Below are 17821 nucleotides of genomic sequence, written 5' to 3'. Positions count from 1 at the left end.
AACGATGCTCTTGATGAAATCCTAAACAGGGGCATTTAAAAACATATTTTCCGCAGAGCCTGCGCCAGCTGCGCCCGCGTAAACGGCTTACGCAGTAACGGAACGTCCGGCAGCTGAGGATTATGCGCGGGCCGTAAATCCTGGCCGCTGATCAGCAGCACCGGAAGCTGCGGATAATGATTACGCACATGACTAATCACCTCGGCTCCGCTCAGGCTTCCCGGCAACATCAGGTCGCTGATAAACATGCCAATATCCGGCGACGCCGCCAGCATGCTCAGCGCCTGCTCGCCGTTGTCCGCTTCGAGCGTCAGATAGCCAAGCTGGTGCAGCTGCTCGCACAGGGTCTGACGGACATCCGCCTCATCTTCCAGCACCAGCACCAGCCGCTCGCTATCGACGGAGGCGGTGGCAGATAATGCTTCATCAACTGCAGCAGCGGGCAGCGTCGAGCGCGGGAGGTGTAGCCGGACGGTTGTCCCCTGCCCCGGCGCGCTCTCGATCTCCACACGACCGCCGGACTGGCGGACAAAGCCATAGACCATCGACAGGCCTAGCCCGCTCCCGCTCCCGGTCTGCTTGGTGGTGAAGAACGGTTCAAAGACCCGGGATTTCACCTCCTGCGACATGCCGCTGCCGCGGTCAATGACCTCCAGTGCCACCATATCCTGCCTGCGCCCGTCGCTGCGGGTGACGCGCTGATTCCAGGTGCGAATTTTAATCACCCCGCTTTGCCCTTCCATCGCATCGCGCGCGTTCATCACCAGGTTGATGATGGCATTTTCCAGCTGGCTGACGTCTATCCAGGCGGGCCATGCAGGGGATTGCGCTTCAATCTCCAGGGTCAGGGTAGCAGGCAGGGAGTGGCGCAGCAGTTCCCGGAGGTTCTCCAGTAGCGGCAGCATCTCTACAGCATGCGGGGTCAGGGATTGCTTGCGGGAAAACGCCAGCAGTCGCTGGGTCAGTAAGGCGCCACGCTCGGCCGCCTTTAGCGCCCGGGTAATGCGCGGCACGTCTTTTGATTCAGGGTCGGTGAGCTCAAGACTGCCGATGATCACCGCCAGCAGGTTGTTAAAATCATGCGCCAGCCCGCCCGTCAGTTGTCCGACCGCCTTCATCTTCTGGCTGTGCAGGAGCGCCTCTTCCAGCCCCTGACGCTCAATGCGGTCGATCTCCATCTGCGTTGTTTTTTCTTTCAGCAGACGCGTGGTGTGTTCAAGCGAGGCGGTGTTGCGGGCAAAAACGTTGAACGCGCGCGCCAGCTCGCCAAGCTCATCGCGCCGCTGGAGGGCGGGAACGGAAACATCCTGTTCGCCGTGAGCAAGGCGCGACATCGCCCGGGAAATGGCCGTCAGGTTTGAGGCCAGATTGCGGTAGATATACCAGCAGGCGCACCCGGTGATGATCAGCGCCAGCACGGCGAAGATGCTGATAAACACGCTGATGGATTGTAGCTCGTGATGACTCTGGGCAGTGCGAAGCCGGGAGGCCTGCGCCACCTGCTCGACGTACTGATTAATGTCGCTGTTGAGGATCGCCCCCAGCGCCTTGATGTGGAACATATACCAGCTTATCGCCAGGTCGCTCTCTTCCAGCCGCTTCGAGAGCGGGCCGAGCTTACCTAACTCGGCATTAAAATCAGGCAGAACATCCTTCACGACCGGCTGTGCGGCACTCCGGGGCAGCGTTGCGGCAACTGCGTCCAGTTGCTGAACGGTCGCGCGCGGCGAAGGGGTGTTAATGGCGGCGGCGATCAGCCGGTCCATCTCCATCAGTTGCTGCGCATTCGGTACGTTGCTGTCATAACGGCGGTTGATGTCCTGCAGATGGCGCAGGTAGCTCTGGCTTTGATACAGCGAGCTCAGCAGCGCGTTACGCTCCAGATGGCGTCGCTGTCCGCGCTCCAGCATCTCCGTCACGCTCTGCTGTAATTCATTACTTCTTTGAATAATACGCGCCACCAGGGCCGGCTCCTGCTGTGCCAGCGGTGCCTCCGCAAGCTGCTCCAGGGAGCGGCGCAGCGCCATTTGCGTCTGCTTCAGGCGCTCGGCTTCGCCTTTGTACTCGAGTGCCCCCACCACCTGCGAGAGCCGCACCGCCGCCGTCGCCACGTTGGCGGTATCGCGGGCCAGGTTCATGCTGCCGGTCATATCGTCCAGCGTTTGCTGCTGCACCTGCTCCTGGATTTGGCTGGCGTGACGAAAGCCGAGCACCGCCACGCCGCTCGCCATTAGCGTTACGGCAACCACCAGCAGATTAAAAATCAGCAGGCGACCGCGGGCGCTGGCGAAAAAGGGCGGGCGGCGTGATGGCATGGATTGAGGCTCCTTTGCGGTTTGCTGCCCTCACCCTGCCCCTCTCCCACAGGGAGAGGGAAAAGGAAAATGTGATGGCGATTAGCTATTCATAACTATGACAAATATGAACAGCTTCTGACATTTTGCATTTACGCACCTGTGATGAAGTGCAGAAATCGGTATTCACAGGAGATCCGCCATGAGCAGAACCCCGGTATTAGAGATGCGCAGCATTGCCAAAACGTTTGGCAGTTTCCACGCGCTCAAGGGTGTGGATTTGACGGTTTTTCCCGGTGAGATCCACGCGCTGATGGGCGAAAACGGCGCGGGAAAAAGCACGCTGATGAAAATCCTCGCAGGGGCCTATACTGCCACCAGCGGCGAGATCCTGATCGACGGTCAGCCATTTCACATTAAAGGGCCGAAGGATGCGCTGGCCGCAGGCATCACGCTGATTTATCAGGAGATGCAGCTCGCGCCCAATCTCACCGTAGCCGAAAATATCTTCCTCGGCAGCGAACTGTCGCGCGGCGGGCTGGTCCAGCGCAAGGAGATGGCAGCCCAGGCGCAGGCGGTGATTGACCGCCTCGGCGCGCAGTTCAGCGCCACCGATCTGGTGATGAAGCTGACCATCGCCGAACAGCAGCAGGTGGAAATTGCCCGCGCGCTGCACCGCAACAGCCGCATTCTGGTGATGGATGAACCCACCGCCGCCCTCTCCTCCCGCGAAACCCATCGCCTGTTTGAACTGATTTTGCGCCTCCGCGATGAAGGGATGGCGATCATCTATATCAGCCACCGCATGGCGGAGGTCTATGAACTCTCTGACCGCGTCAGCGTTCTGCGCGACGGGCAGTACGTCGGGAGCCTGACGCGCGACAAGCTGAACGCGTCGGAACTGGTGAAGATGATGGTGGGCCGCCCGCTAAGCGACCTGTTCAACAAGGAGCGTGATATTCCCCTCGGCAGCCCGCGTCTCAACGTCCACCACCTCACCGACGGTAAAAAAGTACAGCCGTGCAGCCTGCAGGTGCGTTCCGGCGAAATCGTCGGGCTGGCGGGACTGGTCGGGGCCGGACGTTCCGAGCTGGCGCAGCTTATCTTCGGCGTGCGTAAAGCCACGGGCGGCATGATTGAGGTCGACGGCGAGCCGGTGGTGATCCATTCGCCGCGCGCGGCCATCGAAAACGGCATCGGTTTTCTCACCGAAAACCGCAAGGAGCAGGGGCTGTTTCTGGAGCTGGCGGCGCAGGAGAACATCACCATGGCGACGCTGGAGCGCGACGCGACCTTCGGTATGTTAAACCGCAAAAAAGCCCAGTCGATTTCCGATGACGCCATCGCCCTGCTCAACATCCGCGTGCCCCATTCGCAGGTGCGCGCGGGCGGGCTGTCCGGCGGAAATCAGCAGAAGCTGCTCATCTCCCGCTGGGTCGCCATCGGCCCACGCATTCTGATTCTGGACGAACCCACGCGCGGCGTGGACGTCGGCGCGAAAAGCGAGATCTACCGCATCATGAACCAAATGGCCCGCAAAGGGGTGGCAATTTTAATGATCTCCAGCGAGCTGCCGGAAGTGGTGGGGATGAGCGACCGGGTGTACGTGATGCGGGAAGGCAGCATTGCGGGTGAACTTCACGGGCGCGACATCTCTCAGGAAAACATCATGACGCTGGCAACCGGCGTAAACGACACTCATCATCAGGCGGTGTAACCATGACACATTCAACCAGTCCGCAGCAGGTGGCGAAATCCGCCTCCGCAAAAAAAATGCTGATGAGCGATCTGATGCAAACGGTCGGCATCCTGCCGATTCTTATCCTGATTGTGGCGGTATTTGGCTTTATCGCCCCCAACTTCTTTACCGAGAGCAACCTGCTCAACATCACCCGTCAGGCGTCGATCAATATCGTGCTGGCGGCGGGAATGACCTTCATTATCCTGACCGGCGGGATTGACCTCTCCGTGGGTTCGATTCTCGGCACCACGGCGGTGGCGGCGATGGTGGTGTCACTGATTCCTGAGTTCGCCATGCTCTCCATTCCCGCCGCGCTGATGCTCGGCATGGTGCTGGGCCTGTTTAACGGCGCGCTGGTGGCCTTTGCCGGGCTGCCGCCCTTTATCGTCACGCTCGGCACCTACACGGCGCTGCGCGGCGCGGCCTATCTGCTGGCCGACGGTACGACGGTCATTAACTCCAACATCAACTTCGAGTGGATCGGCAATAACTACCTCGGCCCGATCCCCTGGCTGGTGGTGATCGCCCTGGCGGTCATTGCGGTGTGCTGGTTCATCCTGCGACGCACCACGCTCGGCGTTCACATCTACGCCGTGGGCGGCAACATGCAGGCGGCGCGCTTAACGGGCATCAAGGTCTGGCTGGTGCTGCTGTTTGTCTACGGCATGAGCGGCCTGCTCTCCGGCCTCGGCGGCGTCATGAGCGCCTCACGCCTCTACAGCGCTAACGGTAACCTCGGCACGGGTTACGAGCTGGATGCAATTGCGGCGGTGATCCTCGGCGGCACCAGCTTCGTCGGCGGGATCGGCACGATCACCGGCACGCTGGTCGGTGCATTGATCATCGCCACCCTCAACAACGGCATGACGCTGATGGGCGTCTCCTATTTCTGGCAGCTGGTGATCAAAGGGGCGGTGATCATCATTGCGGTGCTGATCGACAAATACCGTACCCGACACCATCAAAGTGCATAACAACAATACCCTACGAGTGAGGAAGACAAGATGCGTTTGAAACCGTTAGTAACCGCGCTCTGTGCTGGCGCGCTGCTTGCCGCAACGCCGTTTGCGCAGGCGAAAGATCTGAAGTCCATTGGCGTGACGGTGGGTGACCTGGCCAACCCGTTCTTCGTGCAGATCACCAAAGGTGCCGAGCTGGAAGCGCGCAAGCTGGCGGGGGATAACGTCAAGGTGACGCTGGTCTCCAGCGGTTACGATCTGGGCCAGCAGGTGGCGCAGATCGACAACTTCATCGCCGCGAAGGTGGACATGATCATCCTCAACGCCGCGGATTCCAAAGGGATCGGCCCGGCGGTGAAGCGCGCGAAGGACGCCGGGATCGTGGTCGTGGCGGTTGACGTAGCGGCTGAAGGGGCGGATGCCACCATCACCTCCGATAACACCCAGGCGGGTGAGATGGCCTGTAAGTACATTACCGACCGCCTGAAAGGGAAAGGCAACGTGGTGATCATCAACGGGCCGCCGGTCTCTGCGGTGCAAAACCGCGTGGAAGGGTGCCAGACGGAGTTCAAAAAACATCCGGATATCAAGGTGCTCTCGGATAACCAGAACGCTAAGGGCAGTCGTGAAGGCGGTCTGGAAGTCATGACCTCCCTGCTGGCGGCCAATCCGAAGATCGACGGCGTGTTTGCGATTAACGATCCGACCGCGATCGGCGCCGATCTGGCCGCGAAGCAGGCGCAGCGCAATGAGTTCTTTATTGTCGGCGTGGATGGCAGCCCGGACGGTGAGGAAGCGCTGAAGCGCGAAAACTCCCTGTTTGTCGCGACCCCGGCGCAAGATCCGCAGGTTATGGCGGCAAAAGCGGTGGAGATCGGCTATGACATTCTTCAGGGCAAACCTGCGCCGAAAGAGCCTGTGCTGATCCCGGTGACGATGATCGATAAAAAGAACGTCGGCACGTATAAGGGGTGGACGGTTAAATGATCCTTTTCCCTCTCCCGCAGGGAGAGGGAACTGTTTTCAAGGAGTCCCCATGAAACGCTCCGACATCAATGAAATTCTCGGCCACACGCGACAATTCTTTTCCATGCACGACGTGCATCTCCCGCCTTTTGCCAGCTTTCCGCCAACAAAATGGCAGCAGCTTGACCAGGCCGTGTGGCAGGAAGTGTTCGATCTCAAGCTCGGCTGGGACGTGACGGCGTTCGGCGGCAACAGCTTTGCCGCAGAGGGCCTGACGCTGTTTACCCTGCGCAACGGCTCGCCCAACGGCGTACCTTATGAAAAATGCTATGCCGAAAAAATCATGCACGTTCGAGACGGCCAGGTCACGCCAATGCATTTTCACTGGCGCAAGCGCGAAGACATCATCAACCGGGGCGGCGGTAATCTGATTATTGAGTTATGGAATGCCGGGGCGCATGAAGAGACGGAAAACACCGACGTGACGGTCACCGTCGACGGCTGCCGTCAGACCCACGCTCCCGGCAGCCAGCTGCGCCTGCTGCCCGGGGAAAGCATCTGCCTGACGCCCGGTCTTTACCACAGTTTCTGGGGCGAACGCGGCTTCGGTGACGTGCTGGTCGGGGAAGTGTCCTCGGTTAATGACGATGAACACGACAACCACTTTTTGCAGCCCGTTGCCCGCTATAACAACATAGAAGAAGACGAACCGGCGCTGCTGGTGCTGTGCAACGAGTACAACCTGTTTCGGATATAAGGGGTAAATAATGCCATTAATTTCTCTTGCCGACGGTCTTGCGCACGCCAGACAGCACCGCTACGCGCTGGGCGCGTTTAACGTGCTCGACTCCCACTTCCTGCGCGCGCTGTTCGCCGCCGCAAAGCAGGAACGCTCGCCGTTTATCATCAACATCGCCGAAGTGCATTTTAAGTACGTGTCGCTGGATTCCCTTGTCGAAGCGGTTAAGTTCGAAGCCGCCCGTCACGATATTCCCGTGGTGCTCAACCTCGACCACGGCCTGCATTTTGACGCCGTCGTGCGCGCCCTGCGCTTAGGGTTCAGCTCGGTAATGTTCGACGGCTCTACGCTGAGCTACGAGGAAAACATCCGCCAGACGCGGGAAGTGGTGAAAATGTGCCACGCGGTCGGCGTGTCGGTGGAGGCGGAGCTGGGCGCGGTCGGTGGCGATGAAGGCGGCGCGCTTTACGGACATGCGGATGAAGCCTTCTTCACCGATCCGCAGCTGGCGCGCGAATTTGTTGATTCAACCGGCATCGATGCGCTGGCCGTCGCCATCGGCAACGCGCACGGCAAGTATAAAGGCGAGCCGAAGCTCGATTTCCCGCGCCTGGACGCCATTCGCCAGCAGACGGGGCTGCCGCTGGTTTTACACGGCGGCTCCGGGATTAGCGATGCTGACTTCCGCCGCGCCATCGAGCTGGGCATTCATAAAATCAATTTCTATACCGGGATGTCGCAGGCCGCGCTTGCCGCCGTTGAGCAGCGCATGGCTAACCGCCAGCCGCTGTACGACGAGTTTGCCGAGCTGCTGCTGGGGATAGAAGAGGCGATTACGGATACGGTCGCCGAACAGATGCGCATCTTCGGCAGCGCGGGGCAGGCATAATGGAACGTAAAGGCATCATCGCCGCAGGCAATATGCTGGTGGACCACGTCCACCAGATCGTGCAGTGGCCGGAGCGCGGCTGGCTGGCGGAAATCACCCACAGCGAACGCTCAACCGGCGGCGCGCCGCTCAACGTCCTGCTGACGCTGGCGAAAATGCACGTTGGCCTGCCGCTGCAGGCGGTGGGGCTGATTGGCGAAGATGGCGACGGGGACTACATTCTGGCAATGCTCGACCAGTACCACGTCAACCGCCAGCGCGTTCAGCGCACCACATTTGCGCCAACCTCCATGTCGCAGGTGATGACCGATCCCAGCGGACAGCGCACCTTTTTCCACTCGCCGGGGGCCAACCGCCTGCTGGATCTACCCGCCTTCGATCGCTTAGACGGATCGATGAAGATCTTCCATCTCGGCTATCTCCTGCTGCTCGACAGCCTGGATATGCCAGATGACGAATTTGGCACCCGCAGCGCGCGGCTGCTGGCGCAGATGCGTGACCAGGGGTATGAAACGTCGCTCGATCTGGTTTCCCGCAAGGGCGACCCGCGCTATCAGCCGCTGGTGCTCCCTGCCCTGCGACATCTCGACTATCTGGTAATTAACGAGCTGGAGGCCGGGGAGTTTAGCGGCCTGACAATGCGTGACGAAAACGACGCCCCGCACGTTGCCCATATCGCCGACGCCGCGGCGCAGCTGCTGGCGGCCGGGGTACGCCAGCGGGTGGTGATCCACTGTCCGGAAGGAGCATGGGGAGAAGCACATGGTGAAGAGGGTCGCTGGATCCCGTCATGGATGCTGGAGCAGGAAGAGATTATCGGCAGCGTCGGCGCGGGCGATGCCTTTTGCGCAGGCTTTTTATACGGCTGCCATGAATCGCTGCCGCTAACAGAGAGTATTTATCTGGCACACGCCTGCGCGCGAGCAAGCCTGCTGGCCGCCAATGCGATTGATGGCGCAAAAACGCTGGCCGAGCTGCAGGCGTTTATTCGCGAGAGTGTTTAATTTAACAATAATTGCGATTTTTCATTACAGATCTATGAATTTTACATCTCCGAACTACACTCTCTCCATCTGGCATATTCGGCGTGGGCAGCACTCTGTCCGCACGCTTTTCCGAAATGAGATAGAAAGAGGACAAGGGAAAAATGTTCGCAGCCATCATCATCGGTATTTTCATTATCAGCGTTATTTATGCGCATTCACGCGGCAAAGAAAAACAGACGCTTTCCCGTCAGCTCTTCGACCATTCGACGTTCATGGCGCCCATCAATATGTTTATGACGGCTTTTTCTTCCCTGCCCGCCAGGCAGCCTTTCTTTGAAACAGAACGTTTTCCTGAATTAAATAAGCTGACGGAAAACTGGCTGATTATTCGCGAAGAGGCGCTGCGTTTGCAGCACCATATTAAGGCGGCGGAAAATAATAACGACGCTGGCTTTAACACCTTTTTTAAACGCGGCTGGAAACGGTTTTACCTGAAATGGTATGCCGATGCCCATCCCTCCGCGCAGTCTTTATGCCCGGTGACGACCCGGCTGGTGAGTGAAATCCCCTCGGTGAAGGCGGCCATGTTTGCCGAGCTTCCGGCGGGTGCAAAGCTTGGCAAGCACCGGGACCCGTACGCGGGCTCGGTTCGTTACCATCTGGGCTTATTCACACCGAATGACGACCGCTGCTTTATTGAAGTCGACGGGCAGCGCCACAGCTGGCGGGATGGTGAAGCCGTTATTTTTGATGAGACCTACGTCCACTGGGCAGAGAATAAATCGGATCAAACGCGCATTATTCTCTTCTGCGATATTGAGCGTCCGATGAAATGGCGCTGGGCGCAGGCGGTTAACCATTGGGTGGGGACCACGCTGATGTCTGCAGCCAGCTCACCGAATGACGAGAATGACAGCACCGGCGGCATAAACCGCATTTTTAAATACGTTCATGCGGGCCGCGAGCGGGGGCAGCGTCTGAAAAAAAGAAACCGTAAGGCCTATTACGCCCTCAAGTATCTGTGCATCATCGCAATTTTTGCCGCCATCATTGTTCCGGCAATAACGTAAGCCTTATGCCGCCTGCTCGGGCCGGCTCACGTCGGTGGCAAACACGTAACCCAGCCCGCGGATCGTTTTGATGAGCGCAGGCTGATGCGGGTTAGCCTCTATTTTCCGGCGCAGGCGCATGATTAGCACGTCAATCGTGCGGTCGAACACGTCGGCGCTTTCGCTGTGGGTCAGCTCAAGCAGCCTGTCACGGCTTAGCACCCGACGGGCATTCTGCGTGAGCGCCAGCAGCAGGCCGTACTCTCCCTGGGTTAAGGGCACGGGATTACGCTGCGGATCGCTCAGCTCGCAGCGGGTGGTATCTAGCGTCCATCCGTTAAACGCAATGCCCGCGGCGGGTGCTGCGGGAGCTTCCGCCGCCAGCACACCCGTACGGCGCAGCACCGCTTTCACGCGGGCAACCACCACGCGCGGGTTGAACGGTTTGGCAATATAATCGTCGGCCCCCATCTCCAGCCCCACCACCACGTCTGACTCACTCCCCAGCCCGGTTAGCATCACAACCGGTAGCGCCGGGCGCTGCTTTTGCAGCTGCAGCAGAACCTGCAGGCCGTTGATATCCGGCAGCATCATATCCAGCAGCACCAGCGCGATATTCGGCTCCTGTTGTACCCGGCGAAGTGCATCCTGGCCGTTATGGCAGACAAGCACGCTAAAGACGTGCTCGCTCAGCACGTCCTGAAGCAGTTCGCAGACTGCCGTATCGTCATCAACCACCAGAATCGCCGGTTTCATCGTATGCTTCCGTCAGGAGATTATGTTAAGTCTGAACTATTCTGCCGTCGGCTCCAGTCAAAAGGTTTTTTCAGTGACGGAAATTCAACCCATGTCACATCCGCCGCCCTGTCGACACGTCAATTTTGACGATTGGCTGCTTTTTGTCAGGGTTTTCACCGCGAAGGGACCGTAAAGTCAGGGTATACCCATACGAAAAATATGGCATAGAAGCTGCATAGTGGGTGCGAATGATTCGATTAACTGGAGCAGACTGATGAAAAAAGTCGTCACGGTTTGCCCTTATTGTGCCTCAGGTTGCAAGATCCACCTGGTGGTCGATAACGGTAAAATCGTCCGGGCGGAGGCCGCACAGGGGAAAACCAACCAGGGCACGCTGTGCCTGAAAGGTTACTACGGCTGGGATTTTATTAACGATACCCAAATCCTCACCCCGCGCCTGAAAACCCCTATGATCCGCCGCGAGCGCGGCGGCAAGCTGGAAGCCGTCTCCTGGAACGAGGCGCTGGATTACGTCGCCACGCGCCTGAGCGCCATCAAGGCCAAGTATGGCCCGGATGCCATCCAGACTACCGGCTCTTCCCGCGGGACGGGAAATGAAACCAACTATGTGATGCAAAAATTCGCGCGCGCCGTTATTGGTACTAATAACGTCGACTGCTGCGCTCGCGTCTGACACGGCCCATCGGTTGCAGGTCTGCACCAGTCGGTCGGTAACGGCGCAATGAGTAATGCCATCAACGAGATAGATAATACCGATCTCGTCTTCATCTTTGGTTATAACCCGGCGGATTCTCACCCTATCGTCGCGAACCACGTTATTCGCGCTAAACAGAATGGGGCGAAAATCATCGTCTGCGATCCGCGCAAAATTGAAACCGCGCGCATTGCGGATATGCACATTGCATTGAAAAACGGCTCAAACATCGCGCTGTTGAACGCAATGGGGCACGTCATTATTGAGGAAAACCTGTACGACCAGGCGTTTGTCGCGACCCGTACAGAAGGCTTTGAAGAGTATAAGAAAATAGTCGAGGGCTATACGCCTGAATCCGTCGAAGCGATAACCGGCGTCAGCGCGCAGGAGATTCGTCAGGCGGCCAGAATGTATGCAGGGGCAAAAACCGCCGCCATTCTCTGGGGTATGGGCGTAACCCAGTTCTACCAGGGCGTGGAAACCGTGCGCTCGCTCACCAGCCTCGCGATGCTGACCGGTAATCTGGGTAAAGCCCACGTTGGCGTGAACCCGGTGCGCGGTCAGAATAACGTGCAGGGCGCCTGCGATATGGGCGCGCTGCCGGATACTTATCCGGGCTACCAGTACGTGAAGTTCCCGGAAAACCGCGCCAAGTTCGCGAAGGCCTGGGGCGTGGAAAGCCTGCCGGAACACACCGGGTATCGCATCAGCGAGCTGCCGCACCGCGCGGCGCATGGCGAAGTGCGTGCGGCCTACATCATGGGTGAAGATCCGCTTCAGACCGACGCCGAGCTTTCTGCAGTGCGTAAAGGGTTTGAGGATCTGGAGCTGGTGATTGTCCAGGATATCTTCATGACCAAAACCGCGGCGGCGGCGGATGTGATTTTACCGTCGACCTCCTGGGGCGAGCATGAAGGCGTCTATACGGCGGCGGACCGCGGCTTCCAGCGCTTCTTTAAGGCGGTCGAGCCGAAGTGGGATCTGAAAACGGACTGGCAGATCATCAGCGAAATCGCCACCCGCATGGGCTACCCGATGCACTACAACAACACCCAGGAGATCTGGGACGAGTTGCGCAGCCTGTGTCCGGACTTCTACGGCGCCACCTATGAAAAAATGGGTGAGCTGGGGTACATCCAGTGGCCGTGCAGGGATGAGTCAGAGGCCGATCAAGGCACGTCCTATCTCTTTAAGGAGAAATTCGACACCCCGAACGGGCTGGCGCAGTTCTTCACCTGCGACTGGGTCGCGCCGATCGATAAACTCACCGACGAGTATCCGATGGTGCTCTCCACCGTACGTGAAGTGGGCCACTACTCCTGCCGCTCGATGACCGGAAACTGCGCCGCGCTGGCGGCGCTGGCGGATGAACCGGGCTACGCGCAGATCAACACCGCCGATGCGGAACGGCTCGGTATTGAGGATGAAGCGCTGGTGTGGGTGAACTCGCGCAAAGGGCGGATCATCACCCGTGCGCAGGTCAGCGATCGTCCAAACAAAGGGGCGGTCTATATGACCTACCAGTGGTGGATTGGTGCCTGCAACGAGCTGGTAACAGAGAACTTAAGCCCGATAACCAAAACGCCGGAGTATAAATACTGCGCCGTTAACGTTGAGCCGATTGCGGATCAGCACGCGGCGGAACAGTACGTGATCGATGAATATAACAAGCTGAAAGCCCGACTGCGCGAAAGCGCAATGGGTTGAAGCCGTTAATTCATCGCTGAATAAAGGGAGTGATATATTCACTCCCTTTTTATTTTCGATTAATTCATAAGAAATATAAATTATTATTCTGGAAAGCGGCTCGCAGAAATAATGTAATTTACGCAGAATAGAATTACATCTTTGCATTTTAATTCAGGGGGATAAGATGTTCGGCGGATGCTTAAGACTTTCTGTCTTGAGCATTGTTGAGGGACAGAAAGTGGAAAGCCCCGGGAAATTTTCATTCACCCGAGGCTACCCCTCAACAACCAACAGGTTGAGAGTAGCCTCTTATTCTTTTTTTGACAAGGAGTAAAAGGCATGACGCCATTAAAAACTGCGTTAGGCATCGTCTTTATTGTTTGCCTGACGATAGTGATTTTTACCTTTATTACTCGCGGTAAGCTCTGCGAGTTCTCAATAAAGAGTAAGCATCAGGAGGTGGCGGCAAAATTAGCCTGCAACGCAGGCTAATCTCTACGTGCGGAACAACGGTTCCGCCCGGCTTGTAGGATGCTGAGGTTTTAATGCACCCGTTTTTTTCTTTTGCGCCCGCGATTATACTGCGCGGCGTGTACCCAGATGATAAGAATCCATGAAAGCCATTTTTCTGTTGTTATTGTTTTTTACGTCCTTCGCCCGCGCGGATGAGATAGGCAGCCAGTATCGACAACAGGCCGAAGCCGGTGATGCGCGTGCCCAGTATTATCTTGCCGATACGTACTTCAGCTCCGGCGACAGCAAGCAGGCCGCGCAGTGGGCCGAGAAAGCCGCGAAAGGCGGCGATGTCGACGCCATGGGGTTGCTCTCGCAAATCCTCTTTACGCAAGGTGATTACGCACAGGCCAAAGCCCTGGCCCAACAGGCAAACATTGCTGGCAGCAAACGCGGTGCGATCATGCTGGCGCGCATTCTGGTGAATACTCAGGCGGGGAAAACTGACTATCCCCAGGCCATCAGACTGCTGCAAACGGCGACCGAAGATATCGACAGCGACTCTGCGGTCGATGCCCAACTGCTCCTGGGGCTGATTTATGCCAACGGCGTCGAGGTAGCGCAGGATGACGTGCAGGCTGCCTCGTGGTTCAAGCGGAGTTCAGCCCTTTCGCGTACCGGCTATGCCGAGTATTGGGCTGGGATGCTGTTCAGGCAGGGTGAGAAAGGCTTTATCACGCCCAATAAACAGAAAGCACTGTACTGGTTGAACCTGAGCTGTACGGAAGGGTTTGATACGGGATGCGAAGAGTTTGATGCGTTGAGCGGGGAATAAAATCCCCTCACCCTAACCCTCTCCCCAAAGGGGAGAGGGAGACAACGTTACATTACTGGTCAGCAGTCTTATCAAAACGACCCAGCACCTCGCGTTCATACGCCAGCGCCTTTTTACGATCGAATTTGTGTTCCCACTTGGCGATAACCAGCACCGCCAGCGCATTACCCACCACGTTCAGCGCCGTACGCGCCATGTCGAGGATACGGTCCACACCGGCGATAAAGGCCAGACCTTCCAGCGGAATGCCTACGCTGCCCAGCGTCGCCAGCAGCACCACGAACGAAACGCCCGGTACGCCTGCGATACCTTTAGACGTCACCATCAGCGTCAGTACCAGGACGATCTCCTGCCACAGCGACAGGTCAATGCCGTACAGCTGGGCAATAAAGATAGCGGCGATACTCTGGTATAGCGTCGAACCATCCAGGTTAAAGGAGTAACCGGTCGGCACCACGAAGCTGGTAATAGAGGCAGGCGCGCCGTAGGCTTCCATCTTCTCAATAATACGCGGCAGCACGCTCTCAGAGCTTGCCGTGGAGTAGGCCAGAATCAGCTCATCTTTCAGGATACGAATCAGGATCCAGATGCTCAGCCCGCACAGACGCGCCACGATGCCCAGCACCACCAGTGCGAAGAACAGGATGGCGAAGTGCACCAGGATCACCAGCTTCGCCAGCGGCCACAGGGAGGCAAAACCGAAGTTCGCCACGGTGACGGCGATAAGCGCAAACACCCCTACCGGCGCGTAACGCATCACCATGTGGGTCACTTTAAACATGGTCTCGGAGATAGAGCGGAACACGGTCACCAGCGGTTCACGGTGCGTCGCGGGCAGAGAAGAGAGCCCCAGACCAAACAGTACCGAGAAGAAGATGATCGGCAGCATTTCGCCCTTCGCCATCGACGCCACGATGTTGGTCGGCACCAGCGACAGGATTGTGCCCATCAGGCCATGCGCATGGCTCTGCACGTCAGCGGTCGTACTTTGGTATTTCGAAATATCCACCGTTGCCAGCTGCGACATATCGATCCCGGAACCCGGCTGGAACACGTTCGCCAGGGTGATACCAAGAATGATCGCAACCGTAGTGATCACTTCGAAATAGATAATGGTTTTTGCACCAATACGACCTAACTGCTTCGCATCGCCGACGCCCGCAATACCGACCACCAGCGTCGAGATCACAATCGGAACCACAATCATCTTGATCAGATGAATGAAGATATCCCCTGCCGGTGAGAGCAGGTTTGCAATCAGCCATTCGCGGCTGTCGCTGTGATAGTGAAGGTAACTGCCCAGCAAGATGCCCAGCACAAGGGCGATTAAGATCTGCCAGGCAAGGCTGACTTTAACGTTTTTCATAGAAACTGACTTCCTCAATGAAGCGCCTTATTCACTCAAACTGCATGAATATGGAGACATACTGAAAGGGTATGAATTGTGTTGCGTTGGTTTATGGGATTTTTTAACGCGGCGTATGAGTATCATTTGCGCGACCTGTTGCGCAAGCCTTAAAGAACGACGCGTTTCACTCACAAAAGCGACGATGACGGCAGTTTGTTCTAATTCTGATAAATAACCTTTTGTTATAAAAACGCTTTTTTAAACATAAATGTGAATAATCGTCAGCATAAATTATTTTCCTTCAAAGATTCATTCGCTCAATTTTCATACTCTTCAAACAATGCGTGATCTGCAGCCCAAATAATAAACAAAGCTTGTAAAGCCCCTACAATTAACGTTTTTGCGACATATTATTAACATCTTACAAGGAGAAAAAAAGCCATGAGCCAAATACACAAACATGACATTCCCGCAAATATTGCGGACCGTTGCCTGATCACCCCGGAGCAGTACCACGAGAAATATCAGCAATCTATCACCGCCCCGGACACCTTCTGGGGTGAGCAGGGTCATATCCTTGACTGGATCAAACCTTACCAGAAGGTGAAGAACACCTCCTTTGCGCCCGGCAATGTCTCCATTAAATGGTATGAAGATGGCACCCTGAACCTGGCGGCGAACTGCCTTGATCGTCACCTTGCCGAGCGCGGAAACGAGACGGCGATTATCTGGGAAGGCGATGATGCCTCCCAGAGCAAACACATTACCTATAAAGAACTGCACCGCGACGTGTGCCGCTTCGCCAACGTCCTGCTGGAAAAAGGCATTAAAAAAGGCGATGTGGTCGCTATCTATATGCCGATGGTGCCGGAAGCGGCTGTAGCCATGCTGGCCTGCGCGCGTATTGGTGCGATCCACTCCGTTATCTTTGGCGGTTTCTCACCAGAAGCGGTTGCGGGCCGTATTGTCGATTCCAGTTCAAAACTGGTGATCACCGCCGATGAAGGCGTGCGCGCCGGACGCGGAATCCCCCTGAAGAAAAACGTCGACGAAGCGCTGAAAAACCCGAACGTCAAAACGGTCAGCAACGTCATCGTCCTTAAGCGTACCGGCGGCAAAATCGACTGGAACGAGGGGCGTGACCTGTGGTGGAGCGACCTGATTGAAAAAGCGAGCGACCAGCATCAGCCTGAAGAGATGAACGCAGAAGATCCGCTCTTCATTCTTTACACCTCCGGCTCGACCGGTAAGCCGAAAGGCGTGCTGCACACCACCGGCGGCTATCTGGTCTACGCGGCCACCACCTTCAAATACGTCTTTGACTACCATCCGGGCGACATCTACTGGTGTACCGCCGACGTGGGCTGGGTTACCGGACACAGCTACCTGCTGTACGGCCCGCTGGCCTGTGGCGCAACGACGCTGATGTTTGAGGGCGTACCGAACTGGCCGACTCCGGCGCGGATGTGTCAGGTGGTCGACAAGCACCAGGTCAATATTCTCTACACCGCACCAACGGCGATCCGCGCATTAATGGCGGAAGGTGATAAAGCCATCGAAGGCACTGACCGCTCTTCATTGCGCATCCTCGGTTCCGTGGGTGAGCCCATTAACCCGGAAGCCTGGGAGTGGTACTGGAAGAAAATCGGCAACGAGAAATGCCCGGTCATGGACACCTGGTGGCAGACCGAAACCGGCGGCTTTATGATCACCCCGATGCCGGGCGCCACGCAGCTGAAAGCGGGCTCGGCAACGCGTCCGTTCTTCGGCGTACAGCCTGCGCTGGTGGATAACGAAGGCAACCCGCTGGAAGGGGCCACCGAAGGCAACCTGGTGATCACGGACTCGTGGCCGGGTCAGGCGCGTACCCTGTTCGGCGATCACGATCGCTTCGAGCAGACCTACTTCTCGACCTTTAAAAACATGTACTTCAGCGGCGACGGCGCGCGTCGTGATGAAGATGGCTATTACTGGATCACCGGACGCGTGGACGACGTGCTGAACGTCTCCGGCCACCGTCTGGGCACCGCTGAGATTGAATCGGCGCTGGTGTCGCATCCGAAGATTGCCGAAGCCGCCGTTGTCGGCATTCCGCACAACATCAAGGGCCAGGCAATTTACGCTTACGTCACCCTGAACCACGGGGAAGAGCCGTCGCCAGAACTCTATGCTGAGGTGCGCAACTGGGTGCGTAAAGAGATTGGCCCGCTGGCGACGCCGGACGTGCTGCACTGGACCGACTCGCTGCCGAAAACCCGCTCCGGCAAAATCATGCGCCGTATCTTGCGCAAAATCGCGGCAGGGGACACCAGCAACCTCGGTGATACCTCAACGCTCGCGGATCCTGGCGTGGTGGAAAAACTGCTCGAAGAGAAGCAGGCCATCGCAATGCCTTCCTAGTGTTTTCTCCCTCTCCCCTC

At 57.3% G+C, this 17821-nt stretch carries 14 protein-coding genes; 11 read left to right on the top strand and 3 right to left on the bottom strand.

Translation table 11 applies throughout. The features are described from left to right. Positions 1–35: 35 nt before the first annotated feature. Complete coding sequence (locus KGP22_RS01590) at positions 36–2315, bottom strand: ATP-binding protein (protein ID WP_223581008.1); 2280 nt, start codon at positions 2313–2315, stop codon at positions 36–38. Between the two features lie 181 nt (positions 2316–2496). On the opposite strand from KGP22_RS01590, the gene KGP22_RS01585 reads away from it, so the two are divergent. The 7 genes from KGP22_RS01585 (at position 2497) to lpxO (ending at position 9644) form a co-directional block, all read left to right on the top strand. Then, positions 2497–4011 carry a sugar ABC transporter ATP-binding protein gene (locus KGP22_RS01585; RefSeq protein ID WP_111964185.1) on the top strand — a complete coding sequence of 505 codons (1515 nt, stop codon included), beginning with the start codon at positions 2497–2499 and terminating at the stop codon, positions 4009–4011. Between the two features lie 2 nt (positions 4012–4013). Then, complete coding sequence (locus tag KGP22_RS01580) at positions 4014–5009, top strand: ribose ABC transporter permease (RefSeq protein WP_149367227.1); 996 nt, start codon at positions 4014–4016, stop codon at positions 5007–5009. 30 nt (positions 5010–5039) lie between these two features. Next, on the top strand, positions 5040–5981 hold the full coding sequence (locus KGP22_RS01575) for an ABC transporter substrate-binding protein (protein ID WP_126817613.1): 942 nt from the start codon (positions 5040–5042) through the stop codon (positions 5979–5981). A gap of 49 nt (positions 5982–6030) precedes the next feature. After that, positions 6031–6717: a D-lyxose/D-mannose family sugar isomerase gene (locus tag KGP22_RS01570; RefSeq protein ID WP_223581006.1), complete on the top strand. Its 687-nt coding sequence runs from the start codon at positions 6031–6033 to the stop codon at positions 6715–6717. A gap of 10 nt (positions 6718–6727) precedes the next feature. Further along, the gene (locus KGP22_RS01565; protein WP_111964189.1) at positions 6728–7588 is read left to right on the top strand and encodes a ketose 1,6-bisphosphate aldolase; all 861 of its coding nucleotides are present in this window, start codon (positions 6728–6730) and stop codon (positions 7586–7588) included. Continuing rightward, positions 7588–8592 carry a carbohydrate kinase family protein gene (locus tag KGP22_RS01560; protein ID WP_111964190.1) on the top strand — a complete coding sequence of 335 codons (1005 nt, stop codon included), beginning with the start codon at positions 7588–7590 and terminating at the stop codon, positions 8590–8592. Before KGP22_RS01565 ends, KGP22_RS01560 begins: the two co-directional genes overlap by 1 nt. Before the next feature lie 143 nt (positions 8593–8735). Continuing rightward, complete coding sequence (lpxO, locus tag KGP22_RS01555; RefSeq protein ID WP_115876902.1) at positions 8736–9644, top strand: lipid A hydroxylase LpxO; 909 nt, start codon at positions 8736–8738, stop codon at positions 9642–9644. Positions 9645–9647: 3 nt separating this feature from the next. On the opposite strand, the gene KGP22_RS01550 is transcribed toward lpxO, so the two are convergent. Further along, positions 9648–10379: a response regulator transcription factor gene (locus KGP22_RS01550; protein ID WP_149367226.1), complete on the bottom strand. Its 732-nt coding sequence runs from the start codon at positions 10377–10379 to the stop codon at positions 9648–9650. Positions 10380–10635: 256 nt separating this feature from the next. Between KGP22_RS01550 and fdhF the strand changes: the two genes are divergently transcribed. From fdhF to KGP22_RS01535, 3 genes are all read left to right on the top strand, one after another. Continuing rightward, on the top strand, positions 10636–12783 hold the full coding sequence (gene fdhF / locus KGP22_RS01545) for a formate dehydrogenase subunit alpha (RefSeq protein ID WP_084831941.1): 2148 nt from the start codon (positions 10636–10638) through the stop codon (positions 12781–12783). A gap of 321 nt (positions 12784–13104) precedes the next feature. Then, on the top strand, positions 13105–13257 hold the full coding sequence (locus tag KGP22_RS01540) for a Hok/Gef family protein (protein ID WP_111964193.1): 153 nt from the start codon (positions 13105–13107) through the stop codon (positions 13255–13257). 121 nt (positions 13258–13378) lie between these two features. Beyond that, the gene (locus KGP22_RS01535) at positions 13379–14053 is read left to right on the top strand and encodes a tetratricopeptide repeat protein (RefSeq protein ID WP_111964194.1); all 675 of its coding nucleotides are present in this window, start codon (positions 13379–13381) and stop codon (positions 14051–14053) included. Positions 14054–14105: 52 nt separating this feature from the next. Here KGP22_RS01535 and gltP read toward each other — a convergent pair whose 3' ends face one another. Beyond that, a complete protein-coding gene (gene gltP / locus KGP22_RS01530) occupies positions 14106–15419 on the bottom strand; it encodes a glutamate/aspartate:proton symporter GltP (RefSeq protein WP_024906735.1) in 1314 nt (437 codons plus the stop codon). Between the two features lie 423 nt (positions 15420–15842). Between gltP and acs the strand changes: the two genes are divergently transcribed. Continuing rightward, positions 15843–17801, top strand: a complete 1959-nt coding sequence (acs, locus tag KGP22_RS01525; protein ID WP_115876906.1) for an acetate--CoA ligase — start codon at positions 15843–15845, stop codon at positions 17799–17801. The last annotated feature ends 20 nt before the right edge of the window (positions 17802–17821 follow it).

Source organism: Enterobacter sp. JBIWA005, assembly GCF_019968805.1.
GTDB classification, from domain to species: Bacteria; Pseudomonadota; Gammaproteobacteria; order Enterobacterales; family Enterobacteriaceae; genus Enterobacter; species Enterobacter vonholyi.
The sequence above is the reverse complement of the archived record's forward strand: the minus strand, read 5'-3'. Positions and strand labels throughout refer to the sequence as shown.